The organism is Pseudoalteromonas sp. 31A1 (assembly GCF_011378815.1).
Classification (GTDB): Bacteria; Pseudomonadota; Gammaproteobacteria; order Enterobacterales; family Alteromonadaceae; genus Pseudoalteromonas; species Pseudoalteromonas arctica.
Genome location: NZ_WTKY01000024.1, coordinates 24335 through 49482 on the forward strand (window position 1 = coordinate 24335; position 25148 = coordinate 49482).

Genomic DNA, 25148 nt, shown 5'->3' on the forward strand with positions numbered 1-25148 from the left:
CACCGGTTTAATTTTATTAAGCTATGCTCAATTGCCCGCAACGTAAATAATGGCATGCATTCTTAGCTACTACAGGTATAATGCGCGCAACTGGCTAACGTAGCCTAATTTAAAAGAGAGTTTATATGAGTTTTGAAGGTTTAGGTTTATCACAGTCTTTGGTTAATGCGGTTTTAGAAAAGGGCTATGAAACGCCAACGCCGATTCAGGCTCAAGCAATTCCTGCAATTATTGAACGCCGTGATGTTATGGCAGCAGCGCAAACAGGTACAGGTAAAACAGCGGGTTTTACATTACCACTTATTGAGCGTTTGTCGTCAGGCCCTAAAGCTAAAAGTAACCACGTACGTGCACTTATTTTAACGCCTACACGTGAGCTTGCTTTGCAAGTAAGCGAAAACGTTGAAGAGTACGCTAAGCATTCAGATGTGAGCTCATCTGTAGTTTACGGTGGCGTTAAAATTAACCCACAAATGCAGCGTCTTCGTAAAGGTGTTGATATTTTAGTAGCAACGCCGGGTCGTTTAATCGACTTACATAATCAAAATGCAGTTAAATTTGATAGCGTTGAAGTGCTTGTACTCGATGAAGCTGACCGCATGTTAGACATGGGCTTTATCCACGACATTAAACGCTTAATTGCTAAAATGCCTGCTAAACGTCAAAACTTGATGTTTTCGGCTACATTTTCTGACGAAATTCGTGCATTAGCAAAAGGGTTAATTAATGACCCTGTTGAAATTTCAGTTGCTGCAAAAAATACTACTGCAAAAAGTGTTACTCAGTGTGTTTATGCGGTAGATAAAACACGTAAAACAGCATTGCTAAGCCACTTGATTCGCACTAACGATTGGCAACAAGTATTAGTGTTTAGCCGCACAAAGCACGGTGCTAACCGCTTAGTTAAACAACTAGAGCGCGATGACATTGTAGGCGCGGCTATCCATGGTAATAAATCACAAGGCGCACGTGTTAAAGCACTTGATGGTTTTAAAAGTGGTGAAGTACGCGTACTAGTAGCAACAGACATTGTTGCACGTGGTTTAGACATTGTTGAATTACCGCATGTTGTTAACTACGACTTACCAAATGTATATGAAGATTACGTTCACCGTATTGGCCGTACAGGCCGTGCCGGTGCGTCGGGTCATGCGATTTCGTTTGTAACAACAGAAGATGCTGTTGATTTATACGGTATTGAGCGCTTTATTGGTGAGCTTATCCCACGTGCTGAAGAAGACGGTTTTGAGCCTATTAACCCAGTAGCAGAGCGCGCATTAGATGCTCGCCCACTGCCGTCTAAAAAGCCTAAGAAAAAGCAGCCTTTTAATAAGCCTAAATCTGATAGCAGCAAGCCTAACAGTAAAAAGCCAAATAATGGTGGTAATGGTACCGGCCCACGCCGTGGTGGTTCTAAAAAGCCAGCTGCTAAAACAGATGACAGCGCGCAAAACCCATGGGCAAAGCGTGAATCTGTTGGCGGTAGTGGCCAACGCCGTCGTCGCACAAATAACGATTAATGATCATATTGGCGTTTAATTAATTTAGAACTTGGTTAAAGGCTGATACAAAAAACGCGCTCTCTTCTTTTGAATAAATAGAAGCAGCGCGTTTTTTATTGCCTGTAATTTGTACTTACTGTATTGCCTACCTGATTAAATAGTTAATACCCAAGCCGACAAATAAAGTAACACTTACGCTAAGTAGTGTGCCGAGCATAACGTACTCGGTAAGTTTTTTATCTTTGCTTGCACTTAAATCGCCAAACCTAAATACCGACTTTGCCGCAAGTAAAAAGCCAAGCCCTGCAAATTGGTCAAGCAATATAAAGCTCAGCATAAGTACGCGCTCAAGCATACCTATGCTTTGCCCTGCAAGTGGTAAGCTACCAGTACTTGAAAAGTTACTTGTTAAACGCTCTAACATCATTCTTATAAATACGGCGCTAGGACTTAAAATAATTAAATAACCGCATACCACCCACAGTATTTTGGGATCAGTGAGCATATTATTAATTGCAGCCATAAAGCTATTGTTATCAGTTAGCCAAATACTGAGCGCAATAATAACGAGTATGTGCGCTATTTGATCAAGTAAAAAAGGCACCACGCCTTTATTAGAATACGATTTAGCTATATCAATAAAGTAATGGCTCAACATAATGCTCGCCGTGGCAATTAAAACACTGCTTAGTTGTTGCCACCCGAATGTGTATTCCCACACGGTAATAATGAGTGCACTTGTTACACCATGCACAAGTACATGAAAATAAAGCTTACTGGCTTTAAAGTGACGGGTGTTTCTGTCGTTTACCCAACTCATAGGTTGCCAGTAAAAATCAGCGAGTAAGTGGCCAATAATAAGCGCGACCAGTAAAAGTGAAAACTCCATTATTCACCTCCTTTAATTATATTTTTTATAACGTGTTGTGTGTGCTTAATAAAGCGTTCTATAAGTTGGTAGTGCGCTAAATTTAGTAGTTTTGTTACATTTTCGCGACTTGTTTTAAGCTCTTTAGCCAGTGCCGCGTGGCTGTTGTCTGATGATGTTAAATAGACATACAGGGCATTTGCTTGTTTTTGCGTGATTTTAGTGAGTAATACGTCAGCAAAGGCTAAATTAAGATTTAAGCTTTCATCAAGCTGCTGCTCATTAATATTAAAAACAAAGCGTTGATTACCTATTTTATCAAGGCCGTGCCCCGAAAGGGTAAAAGCAGAACCGGTTGCTGTTTTTATATCGCTGCGTGGGTTATCTATTTGCCCAAGTGCCAAGCTTTGCCGTAGCTCATAACCTGACGATTTAAGGTGTAAATATACAAGTATGGCATTTTTAAAAAGGAGCTCAGGATTATTAACTTGTAACTGAAAGGCATCGCCTCGGTATATATTCCAAAGTGTTTGCTCCCCCGAAATGTTTCGCAAACTTTGCTCTAGTTGATAAAGCATGGCATCGTATTGCTGCTTAGGGATTGTTTGCGATTTAATAATATCGCCGCTGATCACACCAATCATAAAAATCTCAAAATGGTTACTTTTTAATATGTAACCAATATTGGTTACATAAGGGTATGTAACTAATTTAGGTTACTTAAATATAAATTGCAAGGTACACTTATTTTATAACGTTACTTTTATTGCTATTAATCCTCACTAGGACACTAAATGACTTTACAAAACGAGCAGCAAAGCACGAAACCACGCGTAGGTATTTTTGTTGATGTGCAAAATATTTATTACACGTGCCGCGAGAGTTACGGAAAAAACTTTGACTACAATGCGTTTTGGCGGGTAATGCAGGCGCAATACAATATTGAGTGTGCTTTTGCGTACGCTATTTATCGAGGTGATGAAAAGCAAAATCAGTTTCAAAATATTTTGCGTGCGATTGGTTTTGACGTAAAGCTAAAGCCATTTATTCAACGCCGTGATGGAAGTGCTAAAGGCGATTGGGATGTAGGTATAACAATAGACATGTTAGAGCAGGGTAAAAGCCTTGATAAGGTTATTTTGCTCTCTGGCGATGGTGACTTTGCTTTGTTACTTGGGCATTTAAAAAATCAATATAATGTACCGTGCGATGTATACGGTGCTGACCGGTTAACCGCTGAGGTATTAAAACAAAGCGCAGAGCAATTTCATTTAATTGATAATACTTTGCTACTTTAACAGTAAAAAATAGTTAAAAAAATGCAAGCTAAGTGCCTGCAACATGAGAGATTTTAATACAAAGCCGTAATAGATGAATTAAGCCTTATATAGGCTTTTTTTATTACTGTAATCAATTGGGTTTGCTAAATGATTATGGTAATTTTAAAGCATAACGAGTTACCAAGGACTTACATGCTTCATTATAGCAACATGCCACTAGACAGAGGCTCAAATTTTCGTAAAGACCCATCGTGGCTTAAAGCGCAAATGTCGGCGCAAAGTAAATGGGTTTTAGTTAAAAATAATCAAACCCTATTTATTAAAGATACCCCTAAAGTAAGCTATTTAACGTATCAACAAGTGGCGCATTTAGATTTAACGAGTGCTATTTTTGTTGGTTTAAATAATGCTAAACATGGTGTGTTTGCATTGGATGTATCTGATCTGGATGAAAGCGTACTTACGCCTTTAATAGAGGGCGCTCAATTTTTTGATATTCGCCAATATGGGCCTCAAGTAACCATTAAATATGCCTCAATAGCCGCCCTTGCGAGAGGGTTATGTTATTGGCATGCCACGCACCGTTTTTGTGGGCGCTGCGGTAGTAAAAACCGTTCAGTGGAAGCAGGGCATTCTCGTGTATGTGAAAACGAAAACTGTAAGCATCCTACATTCCCGCGTACCGATCCTGCGGTAATTATGGTCGTTACTAAAGTCTTTGCTGACGGAGTAGAACGCTGTTTATTAGGTCGCCAAGCCGCGTGGCCTATTGGTATGTATTCGTCGCTTGCTGGATTTGTTGACCCAGGTGAAACACTAGAACAAGCGGTTGCGCGTGAAGTTAAAGAAGAGGCAGGTATAGAGGTTGATAACGTACGTTATGTTGCATCTCAGCCATGGCCGTTCCCATCGTCCATTATGCTTGGTTTTTTTGCAGAGGCGACATCTGAGGAAATTAACGTAGATAAAGAAGAGCTAGACGATGCAAAATGGTTTAGTCGTGAAGACTTAGAGCAATTTGGTAATTGGCACGAAGAAGGGGAGCATTTAAAGCTGCCTAGAACCGACTCTATCTCTCGTTATTTAATTGAGCATTGGCGCACAAACCCTTAAGGATTAACAATGTCGAGTAAAAGTAATAAAAACACTCAGCTGGTATCATCAGGGCGCAAAAAAGCCTATACACATGGCGTAGTAAATCCCGTTGTACAGCGTGCATCTACCATTGTATTTGATACTGTAGCAGATTTAAAAGAAGCTGCTAAAACCCGTGGCGATAAAACGTTATTTTATGGGCGCCGGGGAACAACAACACACTTTGCGCTACAAGAAGCGATTACAGAACTTGAAGGCGGCGAAGGGGGTGCACTATACCCTTGTGGCGCGGCGGCGATTAGCCAAGTATTTTTATCGTTTTTAAAAACCGGTGATCATATTTTAATGGTTGATAACGTGTACGAACCAACTCGCGATTTTTGCGATAAAATTTTAGTGGGGCTGGGCATTACAACAACCTACTACCCGCCAACCATTGGCGCAGGTATTAAAGACTACATTCAGCCAAATACCAAAGTATTGTTTTTAGAATCTCCAGGTTCTATTACGATGGAAGTGCAAGATGTGCCTGCTATGGTAAAAGTAGCCAATGAGCATAGCGTAATGACCATACTTGATAATACCTACGGCAACGGTTTGCATTATCGTCCGCTAGAGCACGGTGTTGATATTAGTATTCAGGCTGCAACGAAGTATATTGTCGGCCATTCAGACGTGATGATGGGTGTGGCTGTTGCTAATAAAAAGTACTGGCCAACCTTGCGCGAAAACTCGTACTTACTAGGGCAATGTACCAGTGCCGATGATGCGTATTTAGCGCTTAGAGGCCTGCGTACAATGGGTGTGCGTTTGAATCAACATGAAAAAGCAGCAATAGAAGTAGCTAAATGGCTTGAACAACATGAGCTTGTTGATCATATTCGCCACCCTGCATTTGAAACCTGCCCAGGGCATGAGTTTTTTAAACGTGATTTTGATGGCAGTAATGGGTTGTTTTCATTTGTGATGAAAACCGGTAATCAAAAAGCGATTGATGCATTTTTAGATAGCCTTGAGCATATTAAAATGGGCTTTTCGTGGGGCGGTTTTGAAAGTTTAGTAACGGCTAATTTAACTATGAAAGGGCTGCGTTCAAATACAGGTTGGGATTTAGGCCCGGTTATTCGCCTGCATATTGGCCTTGAAGATGTTGAAGATTTAATTAGCGATTTAAGCCAAGCACTTGAGGTTTATAAGCAGCATTTATAATTTATATCGCAATTTATGCTGTTACATTTAAATGTATTGTTACAAAGCTCACTATAGGTGAGCTTTTTTTTGCTGGTAATTCAAGGTGTTTACACTTAGTGTGGATAAATACACAGAAAATAAAAAGTCATTAAGGATAGTCAATGGCAACACCATTACCGATAAACGTAGGGCGATTAACGCAAATAGCGGGATTTGAGCTTGTACGTATGTTTTTAACTAAACGTGGACTTATTGCATTAGCTGCCTTTGCATTGGTGTGGCTAATAATACTGCGCTACCCAATAGGGCAGGCAGTAGGCATTGTAAGTGCGCCCGATTTTGAGCAAATAGCCCGTGATATATCAGGTTCTATTGGTTTAAGTAAATTATTGGATTGGCCTGAGGCCGAATTTGCTATGTACTGGTTAATAGCCCTGTATAGCTTTCCCGTTTTTGGTTTATTTATTTGTAGCGACCAAACGGTAGGCGATAGAGAGCGCGGCACACTTCGGTTTTTATCACTGCGCTCCACTCGCTTTGAAATACTGTTTGGTCGTTTTTTAGGGCAATTAGCGGTATTAGCCTGCTTAGTGGGCATTACTCTTGTGGCTACGCTTGCTGTACTAGGGTTTAGAGATCCAAGTTTACTGGCTGGTGGTTTTGCCCGTGCGCTTTCTATATTTTTAATATTAGTGATTACTCTGTGTCCATTTGTAGCACTTATGACGTTAATAAATACCTTTGCTCGCTCATCGCGTTTATCTATTGTATTGGCAATTTTATATTTTGCAGCAGGCGGTATTGTAGTTGGTATATTGCAATGGCAAATACCCGCATTAGGCTTGCTTGATTATTTATTTCCGGGTGTGCAAATAGAGTTATTAGCGGGGCAAAATTTACCATTATTAAGCGCTGTGGCTATTCCCCTTGTGCAAACTGCGGTGTTACTAAGCGTTGCTCAATGTATTTTTGCAAGGAGCTCACTATGAGACCATTAATTACAGCCAGCGGTTTGAGTAAATCGTATGGTGCAAAACTTGCGCTTAATAATGTGGACTTTGAGATTAATAAAGGCGCGCCAGTGGCGCTTGTTGGGCCAAATGGTGCGGGTAAAACCACCTTATTTAGTTTGTTGTGCGGCTATATAGCGCCAAGTAAAGGCAGCCTTGAAATATTAGGGCATAAGCCAGGGAGCGCTGCTTTATTTAATAAAGTAAGTGCATTACCGCAAGACGCACAACTTGACCCTCGTTTTAATATAGATAAGCAACTCGCCTTTTATGCAAAACTGCAAGGTATGGGCGCTAAGCAAAGCCAAACTGAGGCGCTACGTGTACTTGACTTGGTTGGCTTAAAAGAAATTGCAAAGCAGCGTGCAGGGGATTTATCGCACGGTATGCGCAAGCGCGTTACGATAGCGCAAGCACTTATTGGCGCGCCACAAATTGTAATGCTTGATGAAGCAACCGCAGGGCTTGATCCGATTCATGCCAGAGAAGTACGCGAGCTAGTATCTGAATTAAGTGAACAGGCTACGTTTATTTTAAGCTCTCACGATTTAACTGAGCTTGAACGACTATGCTCACAGGTGCTTCATTTAGATAAAGGCGTACTAAGCGAGCATCAAACAAAAACAAATAATACTGATAAACACTTTTATACATTAATGCTAAGCGAAGCTTATCAAAATGTTGAGCAACAGCTTCAAGCAATTGCAGGGGTGAGCCGAGTGTATATGAGCCAGCATAAAGAATATGTTGTTGAGTATCAACCAACGAGCGATCCACTTGATATTGCACTACTGAATTTTTGTCATCAACAACACTGGCAGTACAGGCAGTTAGTTAATGGTCACACATTAGAGAATCAAATATTTAAACAGGAGAAAGTATAATGGGTTTACTTAGCGGACTTATGGGTAATGCAAGCGAAGTTGACGATTCTGATTTAGAGAAAACCCTCGCCAATACATTAATTGACGGCGAGCAAGTAGAAAAAGCATATAAAGTAGTACGTGATATGTTTATTTTTACTAATAAGCGCTTAATCTTAATTGATAAGCAAGGTATGACCGGCTCTAAAATGGAAATGGTGAGTATTGCTTACTCTAAAATTACCAAGTTTAGTAAAGAAAGTGCAGGCCATTTTGACTTAGATGCCGAGCTAAAAATATGGGTTGGCTCAGATCCAACACCAATTAGTAAAGAGTTTAAGTCTGGCGATAATATTAACGATGTTTATCGTATTATTAGCCAATACGCGCTTTAAGCTGCGGTACATGTTTTAAGTAGTTGTTGACTAGATGTTGCAACTACTTTAATTTTACAGTTTACAACACTTCCTTACAATTAACTTAATAAATACAACTGGTTAGTTAAGTTTTCATTCAGTTTCCTAACGTTAGCATGTGCCTCGACTTTAGCAATACAGCTAGAGCATAAAAAGCAATGTACATAGGGAAGTCTTACAATGAAAAAATTAGCAGTTATTATTTCGAGCATTTTATTATCTAGCACTGCGGCTGCTGCAGACAGCTATAATTCAATTAGTAACCTAAGCTATAAAAATAGCGATAACAACGACACCGTTGCTGTAGATTCTATTTACTACTTATCTCCTAAAAAAACGTTAGGTCCGTACGATCAGTTTGAATACATCAATAAACAAACTAACGTATATGGTGGCTACGCTGATGACGACTTTGGCGATTTAACATCAGTTGGTGGTGAATACTTCATTAATGAATTTGTTGTTGGCGCATCTTACGAAAACCTAGACCCAGATTCAGGTTCTAACAGTGAGCTTTATAAACTGACGGGTGGTTACTTTTTCAACCCTGATTTACTTGCAAAAGTAACACTAGTTGAAAACAAAGACGGCGATGATTACGCATTATTTGATTTAGCTTACAACTACATGCTAAACAGCACTGATTACGTAGGTGTTACACTTACATCAGACGACGATTTTGATTACCGTGCAGTAGCTGCTAAATACTTTATTGATTTACAGCAAGGTAACTACCTTACTTTTGAAGGTAAATACGAAAGCATTGATGATGCAGAAAACCAATGGGTAGCAGAAACTAACTACTACTTCTCAAAAGCAACATCTGTATTTGCTAACTACAATAAGCAAGATACTTATAGCTTTGGTGCTCAACACTTCATCAATAAAAATATTGGTGTAAAGGTGGGTTACGAAAACAACGCTGATGATTCTGATAACGATGCGTACTTTGCTAACATGCGTTTTCAGTTTTAATTAAGTCCCGTACTTAGTTAATACAAAAGTAATATTAAAAAGCCCGCTAAATTTAGCGGGCTTTGTCGTTTTTAAACGTTTGAGCTTTTAACTATAAACTTTTACCAGTCATAATTACGGCCTTTATTATGCTCATCTAAATAACTCCTTTGAGTTATAAATAGAGTCGCCATGAATGGCTAAATTGTTATTAAAGTCATTAAGTGCGGTCGATGATAATAGCTATAAAATAGTAAGTATTGGAGTTGTTTTTGCTAGTAAACAATGGTTATTGGAAAAAAACAGATAAAAATATGCACTGATACAAACCTATTTTTCATTATAAATACAGAAATAATGAATTAAACAGAGTAATTTTTTTGAGAAATTAAAAAAATTTAGTGAGAGGAAATTATATTGATGAGGTTTATCGAATAATTAAGTTGTGTTCAATTTAGCGACAGTTTGTACCGTATTTGTTACTTTTTAAATTTAAATGATGACATGATATTGTCTTGTAGATTTGGAAGATACTTTGTATTTACATTTACGTATAAATTATTACAACTCCACTGGGTTTAATCTGACCTTTTATTCAGTTTTTGTTCATTTTTTTGGCGTTAGGATGCGCCCCGACTTTGGCTAGACAGCTGAGGCATAAAAAGTAATATTTATAGGGAATTTAAAATGAAAAAATTAGCCGTTATCATTTCGAGCATTTTATTATCAAGTGCTGCAACCACTGCAATAGCTGCAGATACTTACCAATCAATCAGCCATGTAGGATATGTGGACGTAGATGGTGATGACACAGTAAGTGTTGACTCAACATATTATTTTTCTCCAAAAGCGACGCTAGGTCCTTATGATCAATTTGAATACATCAATAAGCAAACAAATGTTTATGGTGCATACAGTGATAATGATCTTGGAGATGTTACTAGCGTTGGCGGTGAGTATTTTGTAGAAGATTTTGTATTAGGTGCACAGTACAATAATTTCGATAGTGATTTTGGCTCAAGCACGGATGTAATTGAACTTTCAGCGGGTTACTTCTTTAATCCAAACCTTGTATTAAAAGCTACGTTTGTTGATGTAGAAGATGCTGACAATCAGTTTGTGTTTGATTTGGCATATAACCACCAGTTAAACAGCACTGATTATATTGGCTTTACAGTAACAGCAGATGATGAGTTTGATTACCGTGCAGTAGCAGCTAAGTACTTTGTTGATTTACAGCAAGGTAACTACTTGACTGTTGAAGGTAAATTTGAAGATGTTGATGGCGGTTCAAGTAACTGGGAATTAGCATCTAACTACTATTTCAGCAAAGCAACATCGGTTTTTGTTACAGTTAATAAAAATGATGATTACACTCTTGGTGCTCAACACTTTTTCAACAACAATGTTGGTTTAAAAGCAGGTTACGGCAATAACTGGGATGATTCTGATTATGATGCCTACTTTGCAAATGTAAGCTTACAGTTCTAATTTAACAGAAAATTAGAATATGAATAAAAAGCCCGCTCATTTGAGCGGGCTTTTTATTCAGCGCTATTTACCAGCCGCAGTTGCGGCCTTCGTTTTGTTTATCTAAATAAGTTTGTAATGGTGCAAAGTAATCGAGCATTGCTGTTGCATCCATTTGCGGCTTACCTGTTACAGTTTCAAGCGCCTCTTGCCAAGGGCGAGACGAACCCATTTCAAGCATAGCGTTTAGCTTATCCCCTGCTTCTTTTGAGTTATAAATAGAGCAGCGATGAATGGCTTTATCGTTACCGGCAATTTCACATAAGCTGCGATGAAACTCAAATTGCAAAATATGCGCTAAAAAGTAACGTGTATAAGGCGTGTTACCCGGAACGTGGTACTTAGCACCCGGATCAAAATCATTTTCGCTACGTGCGATAGGCGCTTGCACTCCTTGGTATTTTTCACGTAGTTCCCACCATGCTTTATTGTAATTTTCCGGTGCTACTTCCCCTGAAAATACCTGCCAGCGCCACTGATCAACCATTAAGCTAAACGGCACAAAGGCGACTTTATCAAGTGCCATTTTCATTAATAAACCAATATCTTTAGATTCATCAGGTACTTGTTCAAGTAAGCCGATTTCTTTTAAGTAACCCGGTGTAACCGATAAGGCAATGGTGTCACCAATGGCTTCATGAAAACCATCGTTTGCACTTTCTTGATAAAATAAAGGCTGCTTGTTGTATGCGCGTTGATAAAAATTATGACCTAATTCATGGTGAATAACTGAAAACTCTTCGCCTGTGCGCTGAATACACATTTTAATGCGTAAATCGTCTTTGCTATCGATATTCCATGCTGATGCATGACACTGCACATCTCTGTCTTTTGGTTTTACAAACAGTGAACGCTCGTAAAATGTCTCTGGTAGTGCGTCAAAACCCATTGAGGTAAAAAAGTTTTCAGCCCCTTTTACCATTTTAAGTTCGTCGTAATTATTTTGAGCTAATAACTCGGTTACGTCGTAACCCGGATCGGCGTTTTCTGGTGCAACTACATCGTAAATATTACCCCATGCTTGCGCCCACATATTACCAAGTAAGTGCGCTGGTATTGGCTGATCTTGAGGTACTTTGTCGGTGCCGTACTTTTCACCTAACTTTGCGCGAACATGGCAGTGTAGCGAGTTATACAGTGGTTTAACTTGGCCCCAAATACGGTCAAGCTCAGTGGTGAAGTCATCAGCAGGCATATCGTATTTACTGCGCCACATAGCGCCCGTATCGGCATAACCAAGCTCCTTTGCACCTTCGTTGGTAAGTGCTACTTGTTGCTCGTAAAGTGGGCGCATGGGTTTTGATATTTCACGCCAGCCTTGCCATAAATCAAGTAGTTCGTTGTAATCTCGGCTGGTGGCCATTTTTGAAGTCATGTCGCCAAGGCTTAAACAGGTGCCGTCTTCTTTACAGTATTTACCTTTACCATATAGCCCGCCAAGCTCTGCGACAATTTGTGAAAGTTGTGCTGTTTTATCAGCGTCTTGTGGGGCAGGAAGTGTAAGTGCTAGTTTTAGTTTATCAAGCTTACGGCGAGCATCGTAATCAAGCTCTAGTTCGTCGTATTTTGCAGCTTCATTTGCTAAACGCACGACTGTTTCTGTCATTTTACGGTTAACTTCAGCCGATAGAGCCGACGTATCATGAGTAATAAAGTTTGCGTAAATCCACTCTGCACGGCTCGATTCTAAATAAAGTGCACTTAGTTCTTTTTCTGTGTTTGTTATAAATGTTTTTGCATCTTTAGCTGTTACAGCTTTTTTAGTGTGTGCTGAATCGGTAGTGTCTATAGTTACTTGCGCATCGCAGGCCGTTAAAGCAAGAGTACTTGCTACCATTAAGGCGCTCATACTTAGTTTAAATCGAAAGGGGGTCATGCTATTCCTTTAATTTATTGTTATTAAAACGTTGATAATAGCAGTGATGTTTAAAACAATAAAATGAATGCGTTAAGGCTCTCGACTCGTCGTTCAATGATTGTATTTAAATTAAGATGGGTCATAATTAAGTTACTATTTTCATTCAATGTGTAAGGAATGTGCGCATGTTAATATTTATAATATTGCTGGTCGTGGTGGTGGTTATTTTTGCGGTTAAAGATATTCGCCTAAACTTGATTAGTCGTCCTACGTTTAAAATGTTCAAAAAGGTGCTTCCGCCATTATCGCAAACAGAGCGAGAGGCGATGGAAGCAGGTGATGTTTGGTGGGATGGTGAGTTATTTAGTGGTAACCCAGACTGGCAAAAACTGCACCGCTTTCCTAAACCAGAGCTTAGCGATAAAGAAAACGCATTTATGGCTAACCAAGTAGAAACCTTATTGGCGATGCTTGATGATTATCAAATTGTACAAAAAGACAAAGACTTACCAAAAGAAGTGTGGGATTACCTAAAAAAAGAAGGTTTTTTTGCGCTGATCATTCCTGAAAAATTTGGCGGTCGTGAGTTCTCGGCAATTGCTAATTCAACGATAGTATCAAAAATTTCGACTAAAAGCTTAACAGCCGCAGTCACTGTTATGGTGCCTAATAGCTTAGGTCCGGGCGAGTTACTTCTTCACTATGGTACTAAAGAGCAGCAAGATCGTTGGCTGCCAAGTTTAGCTAATGGTACAGATGTTCCTTGTTTTGCATTAACGGGACCAGAGGCGGGCTCTGATGCTGGCAGCATTCCTGATTCGGGCGTGGTGTGTATGGGTGAGCACAATGGAGAGCAAGTAATGGGCCTGCGTTTAAATTGGTCAAAGCGTTACATTACACTTGCACCAGTGGCTACTGTACTCGGCTTAGCATTTAAAATGTATGACCCTGATACTTTATTAGGTGATAAGAAAGAGCTAGGCATTACATGTGCTCTAATACCAACCGATCATCCGGGTGTCGAAACGGGTGAGCGTCATTATCCGCTTAATATGGCCTTTATGAATGGTACCACTTACGGTAAAGATGTATTTATACCACTGGACTGGATCATTGGTGGGCAAGAGTGTGCAGGGCGTGGCTGGAGAATGCTTGTTGAGTGTTTAAGTGCAGGGCGTGGTATATCACTACCGGCATTAAGTGCAGCAACTGGACATTTAGCTTCAAAAATGACATCGGCATACGCCATGGTACGCCAGCAGTTTGGTGTATCAATAGGGCAGTTTGAAGGTGTGCAAGAGGCACTTGCACGTATTGGTGGTTTAACTTACACACTTGAGTCGTGCAGATTAATGACCGCAGGTGCGATTGATTTAAAATTAAGCCCGTCGGTTGTAACAGCGATTGCTAAATACCATATGACTGAAATGGGTCGTACGGTAATGAATGATGCAATGGATATTCATTCAGGTAAAGGAATTCAAGTAGGGCCTAATAACTATTTGGCACATGGCTATATGGGTATCCCAGTATCAATTACGGTTGAAGGCGCGAATATTTTAACGCGTAACTTAATGATATTTGGCCAAGGTGCAACACGCTGTCATCCATTTGTTTTAAAAGAAATGGAAGCCGCTGCAATGGAAGATGACGACGCAGCACTTGAACAATTTGATGGTTTATTAATGAACCATATAATATTTGCAGCAAGTAATGCAGGTATGGCATTTGTGCATGGCTTAACACGTAGTTATTTTGCTAAAGCGCCTGTAGGTGGTGAAACGGCTGTTTATTATAAGCAGCTGAGCAGAATGAGCCGAGGCTTAGCTATTTGCACAGACGTGGCTATGTTAATGCTTGGCGGTGAGCTTAAACGAAAAGAAATGATATCGGCACGTTTGGGTGATGTATTAAGTCATTTGTACTTAGCATCAACTGTTTTAAAACGTTATGAAGACGAAGGGCGCCAACAAGCTGATTTACCATTTGTAAAATATGCTATTGAGAACTCATTATTTGAAATTGGCCAAGCGTTTAATGGCTTCTTTAAAAACTTTTCAAATCCGGTTGTTAATTTTACCCTTAAACGTATCGTATTCCCGCTTGGAAACCATTACCACAGACCAGGTGATGAAATTGCACAAAGTATTTGTGAGCGTATGACTCAACCGGGTGTATTTAGAAACCGCTTAACGCATTTATGTTATGTAGATGAAAATGCAGGTACAGGGGTCATGGAAAGCGCATTTTTAGCTATGCATGATATGCAAGCGCAGTTTAAAGATCTAAAACAATGGCAGCGTAAGGGCAGTGTGCCTGCAACGCTTGATATTGAAGGTGCTATAAATTATGCGCTTGAAAATAAGTTATTAGAGCAAACTGATGCAGATGCAATGCATCACGCTAATAAGTTACGAAAGAAAGCCATCGCAGTTGATAATTTTCAACCAGGTGAGCTGTAGCGCAGTACTTTAAATACTAACTAAAGCGAAAAAGGCCTTACAAATGTAAGGCCTTTTTATGTTTAATTCATTTATTTTAACGAGCGTAAGGGTCGGCAACTATTTTATCTATGTACCATTTGCCCTTTTTACGAAGCATTTTTACACTGCGCATTTCGTCAATTTTATCACCATTTAAATAGCCGGTAAAAATAAGGTTTATTTTGGCGTTATCACCGTATTGTTCACGGATGCTCATATTGGTCATATCAACTTCAATGGTTACTTCATCATATTGCATATTTACTAAGTTACGGGAAAACTGTTTTGCAGTGCCGTAGGATTTCATGATGCGCGTAAGATTGGGTGTTGCCATGGTGCTGGCTTTTTGAAGGTCTTGTTGGTTATAAAGCGCATCAAAATAAGCGGTTGCTGTATCGCCAGGAGTGTCGCCAAGTGTTTTGGTATCGTCTCCACAGGCTGATAAAAATAAACAGATAACCAAACTTAATAAACTCGTGATTTTTTTCATATTAGTTATTATTAATTAGTTTTTTTAAAGTGTGTGGTTTATCTAGGAAGATGTAAAGGTATGGGGGGCAATAAATAGAAAATTGGATAATAAATAATAAAAAAGGATGCCTAAAGCATCCTTTTAAAAATCTTAAAATTACTTATTGTACTAACTCTTGCTCACTAAATTCTTCATCAAACATTGGGCTTGATAAGTAACGCTCAGTTGCACTAGGTAGGATAACAACAATATTTTTATCTGCGTTTTCAGGTTTTTCAGCAATTCGCTTAGCTGCAACAACCGCAGCACCTGACGAAATACCGACTAAAATACCTTCTTTTTTCATTAACTGATGCGCCATTGCAATTGCGTCTTCGTTAGATACAAGCTCGGCACCATCAATTAAGTCCATATCTAAGTTGCCAGGGATAAAGCCTGCACCAATACCTTGGATTTTATGAGGGCCAGGTTTAATTTCTTCACCGGCAAGCGTTTGGCTAATAACAGGAGAGTTAGTTGGCTCAACAGCAATAGACTTAACGTTTAAACCTTTTTCTGTTTTAAGGTAGCGGCTAACACCTGTAATAGTACCACCAGTACCTACACCTGCTACAAAAAAGTCTACTTTGCCGTCAAGCGCATCGTAAATTTCAGGGCCTGTTGTTTCAAAGTGAATTTTTGGGTTTGCAGGGTTTTCGAATTGTTGTAATAAAATATACTTATCAGGTGCTGTTGCTTGAATTTCTTTTGCTTTCTCAATTGCGCCATTCATACCTTTAGCACCGTCGGTAAGCACTAGATTTGCACCTAATGCTTTTAATAGCTTGCGACGTTCTAGGCTCATGGTGTTTGGCATAGTAAGTGTTAACTTGTAACCACGTGCTGCTGCAACAAATGCAAGTGCAATACCGGTGTTCCCCGATGTTGGTTCTATAAGTTCTTTACCTTCAACAAGCTGACCTGATTTTTCAGCTTCCCAAATCATCGATGCACCAATGCGGCATTTGATACTAAAGCTTGGATTACGAGATTCAACTTTAGCGTATACATTCCCACCTGTAACACGGTTAAGTTTTACCAGCGGTGTATTACCGATGCTTAGTGAGTTATCTTCAAAAATAGTAGACATAATGTTCCTTTGGATGCAATCTGATCAACGTGTTAATAGCCTTTGCTACTAACTATATAAACACACTTTACTGTGAGTTTAAAAAAACTAAAGTAAAGTTTGGCTATAACATATATCTATTGGGCTTATAACCAGCCGAAATAAAAATCAATTATTAACGGTGCTTTAGTTATTATAGGTGCGGGCTTAATTTGAAATTTAAAGAGTAAAAACTCGTTTAGTCAAAAAATGTTCGAAAGAGCATTGGATCAAGCTGTATTTGTTCGTTATTTGTGCATATGAATGTAACTTGAATAGTTTTATCACACAATGCGTCTAAAACATGATAAAAACACGTATCTAAATTCAATTAAGCAATCACAATGAAGTTAATCTTAAAATTAATTGCCGGTATTGTGGCCGGTATCTTAGTCGGACTGTATGTACCTATAACTGGTGTTGAACTTTTATTTACAGTAAAAGAGCTGATTGGTCAAATTATCTCCTTTACCATCCCTCTTATCATTTTATTTTTTATTGCATCGGGTATTGCTGGCCTACCAAAAGGGTCTGGTCACTTACTTGGTAAAACAGTAGGGTTTGCTTACAGCTCTACCATTATTGCCGGTACGCTTGCATTTTTATTAGTAAGTGCTGTTATACCTTTTTTAAGTGGTGGCATTACATTTGAAACAGAAGTTGCTACTGAAATAGGTAGTTTTATTGATTTAGAAATTCCACCTCTGATGGGTGTAATGACCGCATTAGTGACTGCTTTTGTATTTGGTATAGGCATGAGCCAACTAGAACTTGATACGCTTAAAAAGGTGTCTGATCAGGGTCGTGATGTAGTGGACGGGTTATTATCGAAAGTAATTATTCCAGCTTTACCATTTTACATTGCTGGCGTATTTGCCGAAATGACGGTGGCAGGCACTGTGGTAGATACGTTGCAAACATTTGGTGTAGTACTAATTGCAGCGCTTGTTATGCATTGGTTATGGTTAAGCGTTTTATATATAGCGACAGGTATATTGTTAAAACGTAATCCAATCGAATTAGTTAAAAATATGCTACCAGCTTACTTTACAGCGTTAGGTACTATGTCAAGTGCAGCAACGATTCCAGTATCGCTTCAATCAAGTAAAGCAAATAACGTTAAAGAAGATGTAGCTAACTTTACAGTGCCACTTTGCGCGACTATTCACTTATCTGGCTCAACTATCACTATAGTAACCTGTGCAATGGCTGTTATGTTTTTATCGCCAAGCATGGAAGTTCCTTCATTAATGGGTATGCTACCGTTTATTATGATGTTAGGTGTAGTAATGATTGCAGCACCGGGTGCGCCAGGTGGTGCAGTCATGTCGGCGCTTGGTTTATTAACAAGCATGCTTGGGTTTAATGAAGGTGCTGTTGCATTAATGATTGCACTTTATTTAGCACAAGATAGCTTTGGTACTGCGTGTAATGTAACGGGTGATGGTATCATTGCGTTATGGGTTGACAGATTTAGCGAAAAATCGTCATCTTAAACTATTAGAGCGAGGCAATAATATTAATTATTGTTTCGCTTTATGTATGTTACTGTGGCAAATTAATTTAATTAAATTGCATGTTGTTAGGTAAGTGAGGATGTTCCATTGATTAATGTACTTTTAGTTGATGACCATGAACTTGTACGAACAGGAATCAAGCGTATTCTTGATGACGTACGAGGGTTTAAAGTAATTGGCGAAGCTAAAACTGGCGAAGAGGCTGTACAGTTTTGTCGTCAGCATGCGCCAAACATAGTATTAATGGATATGAATATGCCAGGCATGGGCGGATTAGAAGCGACTAAAAAGATTTGTCGTTACTGCCCAGATGTAAAAATTATTGTGCTTACTGTTAATTGTGAAGACCCGTTTCCGAGCAAGGTAATGCAAATTGGTGCACATGGCTTTTTAACTAAAGGTGCAGGTTCTGATGAAATGGTTCGTGCCATTCGTTGTGTTCATGCTGGTCAGCGTTACATTGCACCTGAAATTGCACAGCAGATAGCGCTTGCACAAGTGACAGGCCGCACAGATGAAAACCCTTTTCAGAGTTTATCTGAGCGCGAACTGCAAATTATGCTTATGATCACCAAAGGTGAAAAAGCACAAAATATAGCTGAACGCTTAAATCTAAGCTCTAAAACAGTAAATAGCTATCGTTACCGTATGTTTGAAAAGTTAAATGTAGGTGGTGATGTTGAGCTTACCCATTTAGCTATTCGTCATAAAATGATTGATATAGACGTTTCGTACTAACTATAATTTATGTCTGAATTCGATCACGTACATTTTCTCAAAACGCTATCAAGTGAGCCGGGCGTATACCGCATGCTTGATAGTGACAACCAAGTTATTTATGTTGGTAAAGCAAAGCATCTAAAAAAGCGTGTGAGCAGTTACTTTAGAAGTAATATTACCGATAGCAAAACACGCGTTTTAGTGAGTAATATTTGTAACATTGAAGTCACCCTCACCAATACTGAAACCGAAGCGCTGCTGCTAGAAAATAATCTAATAAAAAAATATCAGCCTCGGTACAACATATTATTACGCGACGATAAGTCGTACCCCTATATTTTACTCACTAGCCATAAACACCCTCGTTTAGCATTTCATCGTGGCAGTCGTAAAATTAAAGGTGAGTACTTTGGGCCTTTCCCAAGCGCAGGAGCGGTATCTGAAAGCTTGCGGTTAATGCAAAAAATATTTCCTGTTCGTCAATGTGAAGATGCTTATTACCGCGCAAGAAGTCGCCCGTGTCTGCAATATCAACTTAAACGTTGCTCAGCTCCATGTGTAAATAAAGTAACTGATGATGATTACAGTGAGCAAGTTGACTATGTTCGTAAATTTTTAACGGGTAAATCTCACGAAGTTATTGCTGATTTAATAAAAAAAATGGAAGCAGCCAGCCTGCAATTAAACTTTGAATTGGCGGCAAAAGTTCGCGACCAAATAATGCTACTTCGTAAAATGCAGGAGCAACAGTCTATTTCTGGTAACTTTGCAGAAATGGATGTTGTCGGTTTTGCGCATTTAAACGGGTTAAACGGCATTCATTTATTAATGATCCGCGATCATAAAGTACTGGGTAGTAAAACCTATTTTCCAAAAGTACCTAAAGATTCGAGTGAGCAAGAAATATTGACTTCATTTTTAGGACAGTACTATTTAGCGCCAGGAGCAACAGGGCGTATTGCAAAAGAAATCATATTACCGTTTGAAATAGAAGAGAGCGGGGCACTCGGCGAAGCGCTTACACAAATAAGTGAGCGCAAAGTAATCCTTAAAGTGGTCACTCGTGGTGAGCGTGCGCAATACTTACAACTGGCCAATAAAAATGCATTAAACAGTATTGCGGTTAAACAAAGTACCCAAGACTCTATTAATAAACGTTATGCACAATTAAAAGCAACACTGCGACTTGACGATATTACCCGAATGGAGTGTTTTGATATAAGCCACACCATGGGGGAGAACACCGTTGCAAGTTGTGTTGTATTTGACTCACAAGGCCCAAATACAAAAGAGTATAGGCGCTACAACGTAACAGGTATTACAGGTGGCGATGATTATGCTGCAATGGAATTTGCACTTAACAAGCGCTATAACAAGTTAGTAGACGAAGACAAAATTCCAGACGTTATCTTTATTGATGGCGGTAAGGGGCAGTTAGGACGCGCTGAGCAGTACTTTTCTAATTGGCCGCACACTAAAATGCCTTTATTAGTCGGTGTTGCAAAAGGAACGAGTCGTAAACCCGGTCTTGAAACACTATTGATTGACGGTGGACGCAAAACCATTCCGATGGATTCAGATGCGCCTGCGCTTCATTTGATTCAGCATATACGTGATGAGTCTCACCGTTTTGCTATTGCAGGGCATCGTAATAAACGACAAAAACAACGTACACAATCACTACTAGAAGAAATAAATGGAGTAGGTTCTAAGCGTCGCCAAACATTATTAAAATATTTAGGGGGCATGCAGGGTGTAAAAGCTGCTAATATAGAACAGTTAAAGAAAGTTCCTGGGATCAGCCCTGACATGGCTGAGAAGATATTTAACCATTTGCATGACAAGGGCTAGCCCTACATGCGAATATAGCAAAAAAGACATATCCAAGTAGTTATGTGGAATATTCCAAACACACTCACAACATTTAGACTTTTTCTTATCCCCGTTTTTTTGGTGATATTTTATTTGCCTTATAGCTGGGCTTTTTTTGCTGCCGCCTTTATTTTTTGGCTTGCATCGATCACCGATATATTAGACGGTTATTTGGCAAGAAAGCTTGAGCAATCAACTCCTTTTGGTGCTTTTTTAGATCCTGTTGCTGACAAAGTAATGGTATGTGCTGCACTTGTAGCGTTATCTGATCAGTACCAGTCAATGTATATGACAATACCTGCTCTTATTATAATAAGCCGTGAAATTATCATATCTGCACTTCGTGAATGGATGGCAGAGCAGGGTAAGCGTGGTAATGTAGCTGTATCAAATATGGGTAAAATAAAGACGGCTGCACAAATGTTAGCCATTATCGGTTTGATTTGGCAATATGATACGTGGATGAACTATTTAAGTTTTGGACTACTGTACATTGCGACCTTTTTAACCTTGAGTTCTATGATGCAATATTTACGTGCAGCATGGGGTGAATTGACTAAAAATTAACTCTAAATGTATAATAACGCACCGTTTTAGATAAAAAACAAGCAAACAGTTCAAAACTAGCATTTTTTGTATTGACGCGTTTAATAATCTCTGTAGAATGCGTCCGTGTTGAGAGGGCATAGCCCCCGAGATAAACAAAACGGTAATTAATCAGTTACCTGAATGTTCACATAAATCATCATGTGTTAATTCAAATAACTGATAAATAAAATGCGGTACTAGCTCAGTTGGTAGAGCGCGACCTTGCCAAGGTCGAGGTCACGAGTTCGAGCCTCGTGTACCGCTCCAAGTTTATCTCAAGGTTATTACTCCAGTATTGGGGCGGAATGGCAGAGTGGCCATGCACCGGATTGCAAATCCGTTTACCTCGGTTCGACTCCGGGTTCCGCCTCCATTTCAACACTCCACACGCTTTAATTAGCAAACTCGATGCCCGAGTGGTGGAATTGGTAGACACAAGGGATTTAAAATCCCTCGACTAACAAGTCGTGCCGGTTCAAGTCCGGCCTCGGGCACCACTTTGTGGTTTAATTACATTACCAAGTGTAATTTATAAAATAGTTAATTTAGAATTAATATGATGCGGTACTAGCTCAGTTGGTAGAGCGCGACCTTGCCAAGGTCGAGGTCACGAGTTCGAGCCTCGTGTACCGCTCCATATTAGTTTTATCCACTTGCTTTTAATAGCAAACTCGATGCCCGAGTGGTGGAATTGGTAGACACAAGGGATTTAAAATCCCTCGACTAACAAGTCGTGCCGGTTCAAGTCCGGCCTCGGGCACCACTTTAAATTATTTTACCAAGATGATTTGAAGTTGATAAAACAGTATTTTGCGGTACTAGCTCAGTTGGTAGAGCGCGACCTTGCCAAGGTCGAGGTCACGAGTTCGAGCCTCGTGTACCGCTCCAAATTATTTGGATACATTTAGGCGGAATGGCAGAGTGGCCATGCACCGGATTGCAAATCCGTTTACCTCGGTTCGACTCCGGGTTCCGCCTCCATATAATTTACTCCACACGCTTTAATTAGCAAACTCGATGCCCGAGTGGTGGAATTGGTAGACACAAGGGATTTAAAATCCCTCGACTAACAAGTCGTGCCGGTTCAAGTCCGGCCTCGGGCACCATCTCTCTATTAAGCGCTCTGCTTAAAAAATATCCAATAAATCTTCTGATATCTATAAAATATCCAGTAAAAATCTTGATTTATCATTTTTATGTTTTCTATGATTTATATTATCTTGATATGCACTATTTTATGCATGGTCTACCCAATAATAGGGTTGTGTGATAGTTCATTAAGAGTTTGTATATCTATCGTATTAAAGATATATATGAGTAAGCATAATGTAATATTTCCAAACCCAATCCTATAGCGCCTCAAATAAACCAGCCATGCAATCCTTAGCGACACACAGTACTTTATGCTGATGAATACACTTTGAACTGAACTAAGCGTCATAGACTTATGATAACAACCAGTAAAGTAGGCCATTAGCTTTAAAAAATTCAAAACAGTAAAGCAATCTACACCTCGAGAGCAAATAACCTTGAAAGCAAAGTTCAAACACTTATGTGCTGGTAGCATAAAGTAATACCAATCTGCTTATATATGGGGTCTATTTAAGGTTAAGGAAATTACGCTAGATTTAGGCAAAAATTTTTGTATCTAGTGTTCTAAATAAAAATTTTTAACGACGTTATAGTGCAATTTAATTCGTTAAATTGCTCAGAGATTTATGCAGGTTGGTATAGTTGTCGAATTGGTTGCTAACACATGCTCATTGGAAGTTAAAAATCGCGGGTAAGAGTAAGTCTAGAGTTATGGTGAGAACTTCAAATAGGTAAACAATAAAGTGCTTATACATAATGCAGAGCTGTGGGCATTAAACATCTGTTTTTGTAGGTTGTCTTATCTAGGCTGATAATCAGATAATGTCTATACGGTTCTTATCGTCCGTAACAGCTTTTACTTATAAATGATCGAGTGCTATGTGTCAGGACTTTTTATTTTTAGAACTAAAAAAGCGAGCCGTAGCTCGCTGTTTGTTGTTTATTTCCAGGCTTCGGGGTCAACCTCTTTATCGAGTTTTGGATGTTTACTTTTATCAAAGGTAGGTATTAGACCTTTCTTACGTTGCTCGTTATAATCTTTCGATAGCCATACAACAACTCCTGAAAGCATAAATAACGCTATAACGTTTACAATGGCCATTAAACCCATTGATATATCTGCTAACGTCCAAATTAAACCAAGCTCACCAATAGCACCAAACATCACCATACCCAAAACAACAAGCCTAAAGATAAACATCCCTTTATTAGAGTTGTGCTCTAAAAACATTAAATTTGTTTCAGCGTAAGAGTAATTAGCCACAATAGAAGTAAAAGCAAAAAAGAGTATAGCGATTGCAATAAAGTAAGTACCCCAGTCACCAACATGTTCTTGTAACGCCGCTTGTGTAAGTTCAATCCCCATAACACCAGATTCAGGTACTAATTGCTGCGATAACAGAATAAGAGAAGCTGTCGCTGTACAAATAACAATAGTATCAATAAATACACCTAGCATTTGCACATAACCTTGTGATGCGGGGTGAGGAGGGTAAGGCGTTGCAGTTGCAGCGGCATTAGCTGCACTACCCATACCAGCTTCGTTTGAAAACAAACCACGCTTTATACCTTGGATCATCGCTTGCGTAACACCATAACCAATTGCACCTGCACCGGCTTGTTCAATACCAAAAGCACTTTTTACTATAAGTACAATTACATCAGGTAATGCAGTGAAGTTGATAGCGCATACGTAAAGGGCAACTAATAAGTAAGCTAATGCCATAAACGGCACAACCATTTCTGCAAAACGAGAAATCGTTTTCAATCCACCAAAAATAATAATACCAGAGCCGATAACCAAGCAAATGCCTACTATATACTTAGGTACATCAAACGCTACTTCAAATGCTGCAGCAATAGAGTTTGACTGTACTGCGTTAAATACTAAACCAAAGGCTAAAATTAAACATAACGAGAATAAAATCCCCATCCAACGTTTGCCTAAACCGTTTTGCATGTAATAAGCAGGGCCACCTCTAAAATTACCATCTGCATCTTTTGTTTTATAAGCCTGAGCTAAAGTACTCTCGGCAAAACTTGTAGCCATACCTATTAATGCAATAAGCCACATCCAGAAAATAGCACCTGGACCACCTAGATATAAAGCAACAGCAACACCAGCCATATTACCAGTACCGACACGAGCTGCTAATGAAGTACAAAAAGCCTGAAAGGATGAAATTTCGTTATCGGCACATTTACGAGATCCAAACATAACTTTGAACATATGCGGGAATTGCACAAATTGAATAAAGCCTAGTCGAAAAGTAAAGAAGAGGCCCGCTGCTATTAATAAGTAGACGAGAACTTGGCCCCATAGAAGGGCACTTATACTGTTTATTATGTCTGTCATGGATACTGCCTAAATACATGAGTTAAAAAAAGTGACCGCAACTTATCACATCAGGATAAAAGTGTTTAGTTTTAAAGTTCAAAAACAGAGTTATCAACAGGGTTTTGTGGGTAACTTGTGCTTATCGTGTGCGCTTGCTTGGGGCTTAATTTTAATTACTATTTTATGCAAATAACGCTTGCGTAAAATCCGCAGCTCCCTATAATGCGACCCCACTGAGACGGGATATGGCGACGCGCAGCGGACAACGCATAGCGAGGCAGGAACAACTCAGAGAGTTAAATAAAACTTCGGTTTTAAATCTTCCAAAAGAAAGTTTAAAACTAAGTGTTGA

At 39.3% G+C, this 25148-nt stretch carries 20 protein-coding genes and 8 tRNA genes; 22 read left to right on the forward strand and 6 right to left on the reverse strand.

What is annotated here, in order from left to right:
• Positions 1-125: 125 nt before the first annotated feature.
• Positions 126-1520 carry a DEAD/DEAH box helicase gene (locus GQR52_RS17760; RefSeq protein ID WP_165729307.1) on the forward strand — a complete coding sequence of 465 codons (1395 nt, stop codon included), beginning with the start codon at positions 126-128 and terminating at the stop codon, positions 1518-1520.
• A 127-nt stretch (positions 1521-1647) separates the two neighbouring features.
• On the opposite strand, the gene GQR52_RS17765 is transcribed toward GQR52_RS17760, so the two are convergent.
• Positions 1648-2391 carry a DUF3307 domain-containing protein gene (locus GQR52_RS17765; protein WP_010555314.1) on the reverse strand — a complete coding sequence of 248 codons (744 nt, stop codon included), beginning with the start codon at positions 2389-2391 and terminating at the stop codon, positions 1648-1650.
• On the reverse strand, positions 2391-3014 hold the full coding sequence (locus GQR52_RS17770) for a hypothetical protein (protein WP_165729308.1): 624 nt from the start codon (positions 3012-3014) through the stop codon (positions 2391-2393). The genes GQR52_RS17765 and GQR52_RS17770 overlap by 1 nt, the downstream gene beginning before the upstream one ends.
• Positions 3015-3164: 150 nt before the next feature.
• Here GQR52_RS17770 and GQR52_RS17775 point away from each other — a divergent pair, with 150 nt between their 5' ends.
• The 8 genes from GQR52_RS17775 to GQR52_RS17810 all read left to right on the forward strand — a co-directional run bounded on the left by GQR52_RS17775 (position 3165) and on the right by GQR52_RS17810 (position 10670).
• Positions 3165-3668, forward strand: coding sequence for an NYN domain-containing protein (locus tag GQR52_RS17775; RefSeq protein WP_007586991.1), 504 nt, complete (start codon positions 3165-3167; stop codon positions 3666-3668).
• A 174-nt stretch (positions 3669-3842) separates the two neighbouring features.
• Positions 3843-4763, forward strand: coding sequence for an NAD(+) diphosphatase (gene nudC, locus GQR52_RS17780; RefSeq protein ID WP_165722920.1), 921 nt, complete (start codon positions 3843-3845; stop codon positions 4761-4763).
• 9 nt (positions 4764-4772) lie between these two features.
• Positions 4773-5954 carry a cystathionine beta-lyase gene (locus GQR52_RS17785; RefSeq protein WP_165729309.1) on the forward strand — a complete coding sequence of 394 codons (1182 nt, stop codon included), beginning with the start codon at positions 4773-4775 and terminating at the stop codon, positions 5952-5954.
• Positions 5955-6097: 143 nt separating this feature from the next.
• Positions 6098-6925 carry an ABC transporter permease subunit gene (locus tag GQR52_RS17790; protein ID WP_165729310.1) on the forward strand — a complete coding sequence of 276 codons (828 nt, stop codon included), beginning with the start codon at positions 6098-6100 and terminating at the stop codon, positions 6923-6925.
• The gene (locus tag GQR52_RS17795) at positions 6922-7830 is read left to right on the forward strand and encodes an ABC transporter ATP-binding protein (protein ID WP_007377980.1); all 909 of its coding nucleotides are present in this window, start codon (positions 6922-6924) and stop codon (positions 7828-7830) included. Before GQR52_RS17790 ends, GQR52_RS17795 begins: the two co-directional genes overlap by 4 nt.
• Positions 7830-8204, forward strand: coding sequence for a PH domain-containing protein (locus GQR52_RS17800; RefSeq protein ID WP_165729311.1), 375 nt, complete (start codon positions 7830-7832; stop codon positions 8202-8204). The genes GQR52_RS17795 and GQR52_RS17800 overlap by 1 nt, the downstream gene beginning before the upstream one ends.
• A 201-nt stretch (positions 8205-8405) precedes the next feature.
• Complete coding sequence (locus GQR52_RS17805) at positions 8406-9200, forward strand: putative porin (protein ID WP_002962833.1); 795 nt, start codon at positions 8406-8408, stop codon at positions 9198-9200.
• A 666-nt stretch (positions 9201-9866) separates the two neighbouring features.
• Entirely contained in the window at positions 9867-10670 is an 804-nt protein-coding gene (locus tag GQR52_RS17810; RefSeq protein ID WP_165729312.1) for a putative porin, read from the forward strand.
• A 67-nt stretch (positions 10671-10737) separates the two neighbouring features.
• Here the strand turns inward: GQR52_RS17810 and GQR52_RS17815 are convergent, their stop codons facing one another.
• Positions 10738-12585, reverse strand: coding sequence for a M2 family metallopeptidase (locus tag GQR52_RS17815; protein ID WP_165729313.1), 1848 nt, complete (start codon positions 12583-12585; stop codon positions 10738-10740).
• A gap of 167 nt (positions 12586-12752) precedes the next feature.
• On the opposite strand from GQR52_RS17815, the gene GQR52_RS17820 reads away from it, so the two are divergent.
• Positions 12753-15029, forward strand: coding sequence for an acyl-CoA dehydrogenase (locus GQR52_RS17820; protein ID WP_165729314.1), 2277 nt, complete (start codon positions 12753-12755; stop codon positions 15027-15029).
• Positions 15030-15105: 76 nt separating this feature from the next.
• Here the strand turns inward: GQR52_RS17820 and GQR52_RS17825 are convergent, their stop codons facing one another.
• Together GQR52_RS17825 and cysK are read right to left on the reverse strand one after the other, a co-directional pair.
• On the reverse strand, positions 15106-15540 hold the full coding sequence (locus tag GQR52_RS17825) for a hypothetical protein (RefSeq protein WP_007587009.1): 435 nt from the start codon (positions 15538-15540) through the stop codon (positions 15106-15108).
• Positions 15541-15682: 142 nt separating this feature from the next.
• Positions 15683-16651 carry a cysteine synthase A gene (gene cysK, locus GQR52_RS17830; protein ID WP_002963138.1) on the reverse strand — a complete coding sequence of 323 codons (969 nt, stop codon included), beginning with the start codon at positions 16649-16651 and terminating at the stop codon, positions 15683-15685.
• A gap of 362 nt (positions 16652-17013) precedes the next feature.
• Between cysK and GQR52_RS17835 the strand changes: the two genes are divergently transcribed.
• From GQR52_RS17835 to GQR52_RS17890, 12 genes are all read left to right on the forward strand, one after another.
• Entirely contained in the window at positions 17014-18165 is a 1152-nt protein-coding gene (locus tag GQR52_RS17835; protein ID WP_165729315.1) for a dicarboxylate/amino acid:cation symporter, read from the forward strand.
• Positions 18166-18273: 108 nt separating this feature from the next.
• Entirely contained in the window at positions 18274-18924 is a 651-nt protein-coding gene (uvrY, locus tag GQR52_RS17840) for a UvrY/SirA/GacA family response regulator transcription factor (RefSeq protein WP_002963136.1), read from the forward strand.
• 9 nt (positions 18925-18933) lie between these two features.
• Positions 18934-20757, forward strand: coding sequence for an excinuclease ABC subunit UvrC (gene uvrC / locus GQR52_RS17845; RefSeq protein WP_021032122.1), 1824 nt, complete (start codon positions 18934-18936; stop codon positions 20755-20757).
• 42 nt (positions 20758-20799) lie between these two features.
• A complete protein-coding gene (gene pgsA, locus GQR52_RS17850; protein ID WP_032827134.1) occupies positions 20800-21345 on the forward strand; it encodes a CDP-diacylglycerol--glycerol-3-phosphate 3-phosphatidyltransferase in 546 nt (181 codons plus the stop codon).
• A 212-nt stretch (positions 21346-21557) separates the two neighbouring features.
• Positions 21558-21633: transfer RNA gene (locus GQR52_RS17855), tRNA-Gly, on the forward strand.
• Between the two features lie 32 nt (positions 21634-21665).
• A tRNA-Cys gene (locus tag GQR52_RS17860) sits at positions 21666-21739 on the forward strand.
• Positions 21740-21776: 37 nt separating this feature from the next.
• Positions 21777-21863 (forward strand) — tRNA-Leu (locus tag GQR52_RS17865).
• A 64-nt stretch (positions 21864-21927) separates the two neighbouring features.
• Positions 21928-22003 (forward strand) — tRNA-Gly (locus GQR52_RS17870).
• 39 nt (positions 22004-22042) lie between these two features.
• A tRNA-Leu gene (locus GQR52_RS17875) sits at positions 22043-22129 on the forward strand.
• A gap of 49 nt (positions 22130-22178) precedes the next feature.
• Positions 22179-22254: transfer RNA gene (locus tag GQR52_RS17880), tRNA-Gly, on the forward strand.
• 19 nt (positions 22255-22273) lie between these two features.
• A tRNA-Cys gene (locus GQR52_RS17885) sits at positions 22274-22347 on the forward strand.
• A gap of 38 nt (positions 22348-22385) precedes the next feature.
• Positions 22386-22472, forward strand: a tRNA-Leu gene (locus tag GQR52_RS17890).
• Between the two features lie 926 nt (positions 22473-23398).
• Here the strand turns inward: GQR52_RS17890 and GQR52_RS17895 are convergent.
• Entirely contained in the window at positions 23399-24814 is a 1416-nt protein-coding gene (locus tag GQR52_RS17895; RefSeq protein WP_165729316.1) for a sodium:alanine symporter family protein, read from the reverse strand.
• Between the last annotated feature and the right edge of the window lie 334 nt (positions 24815-25148).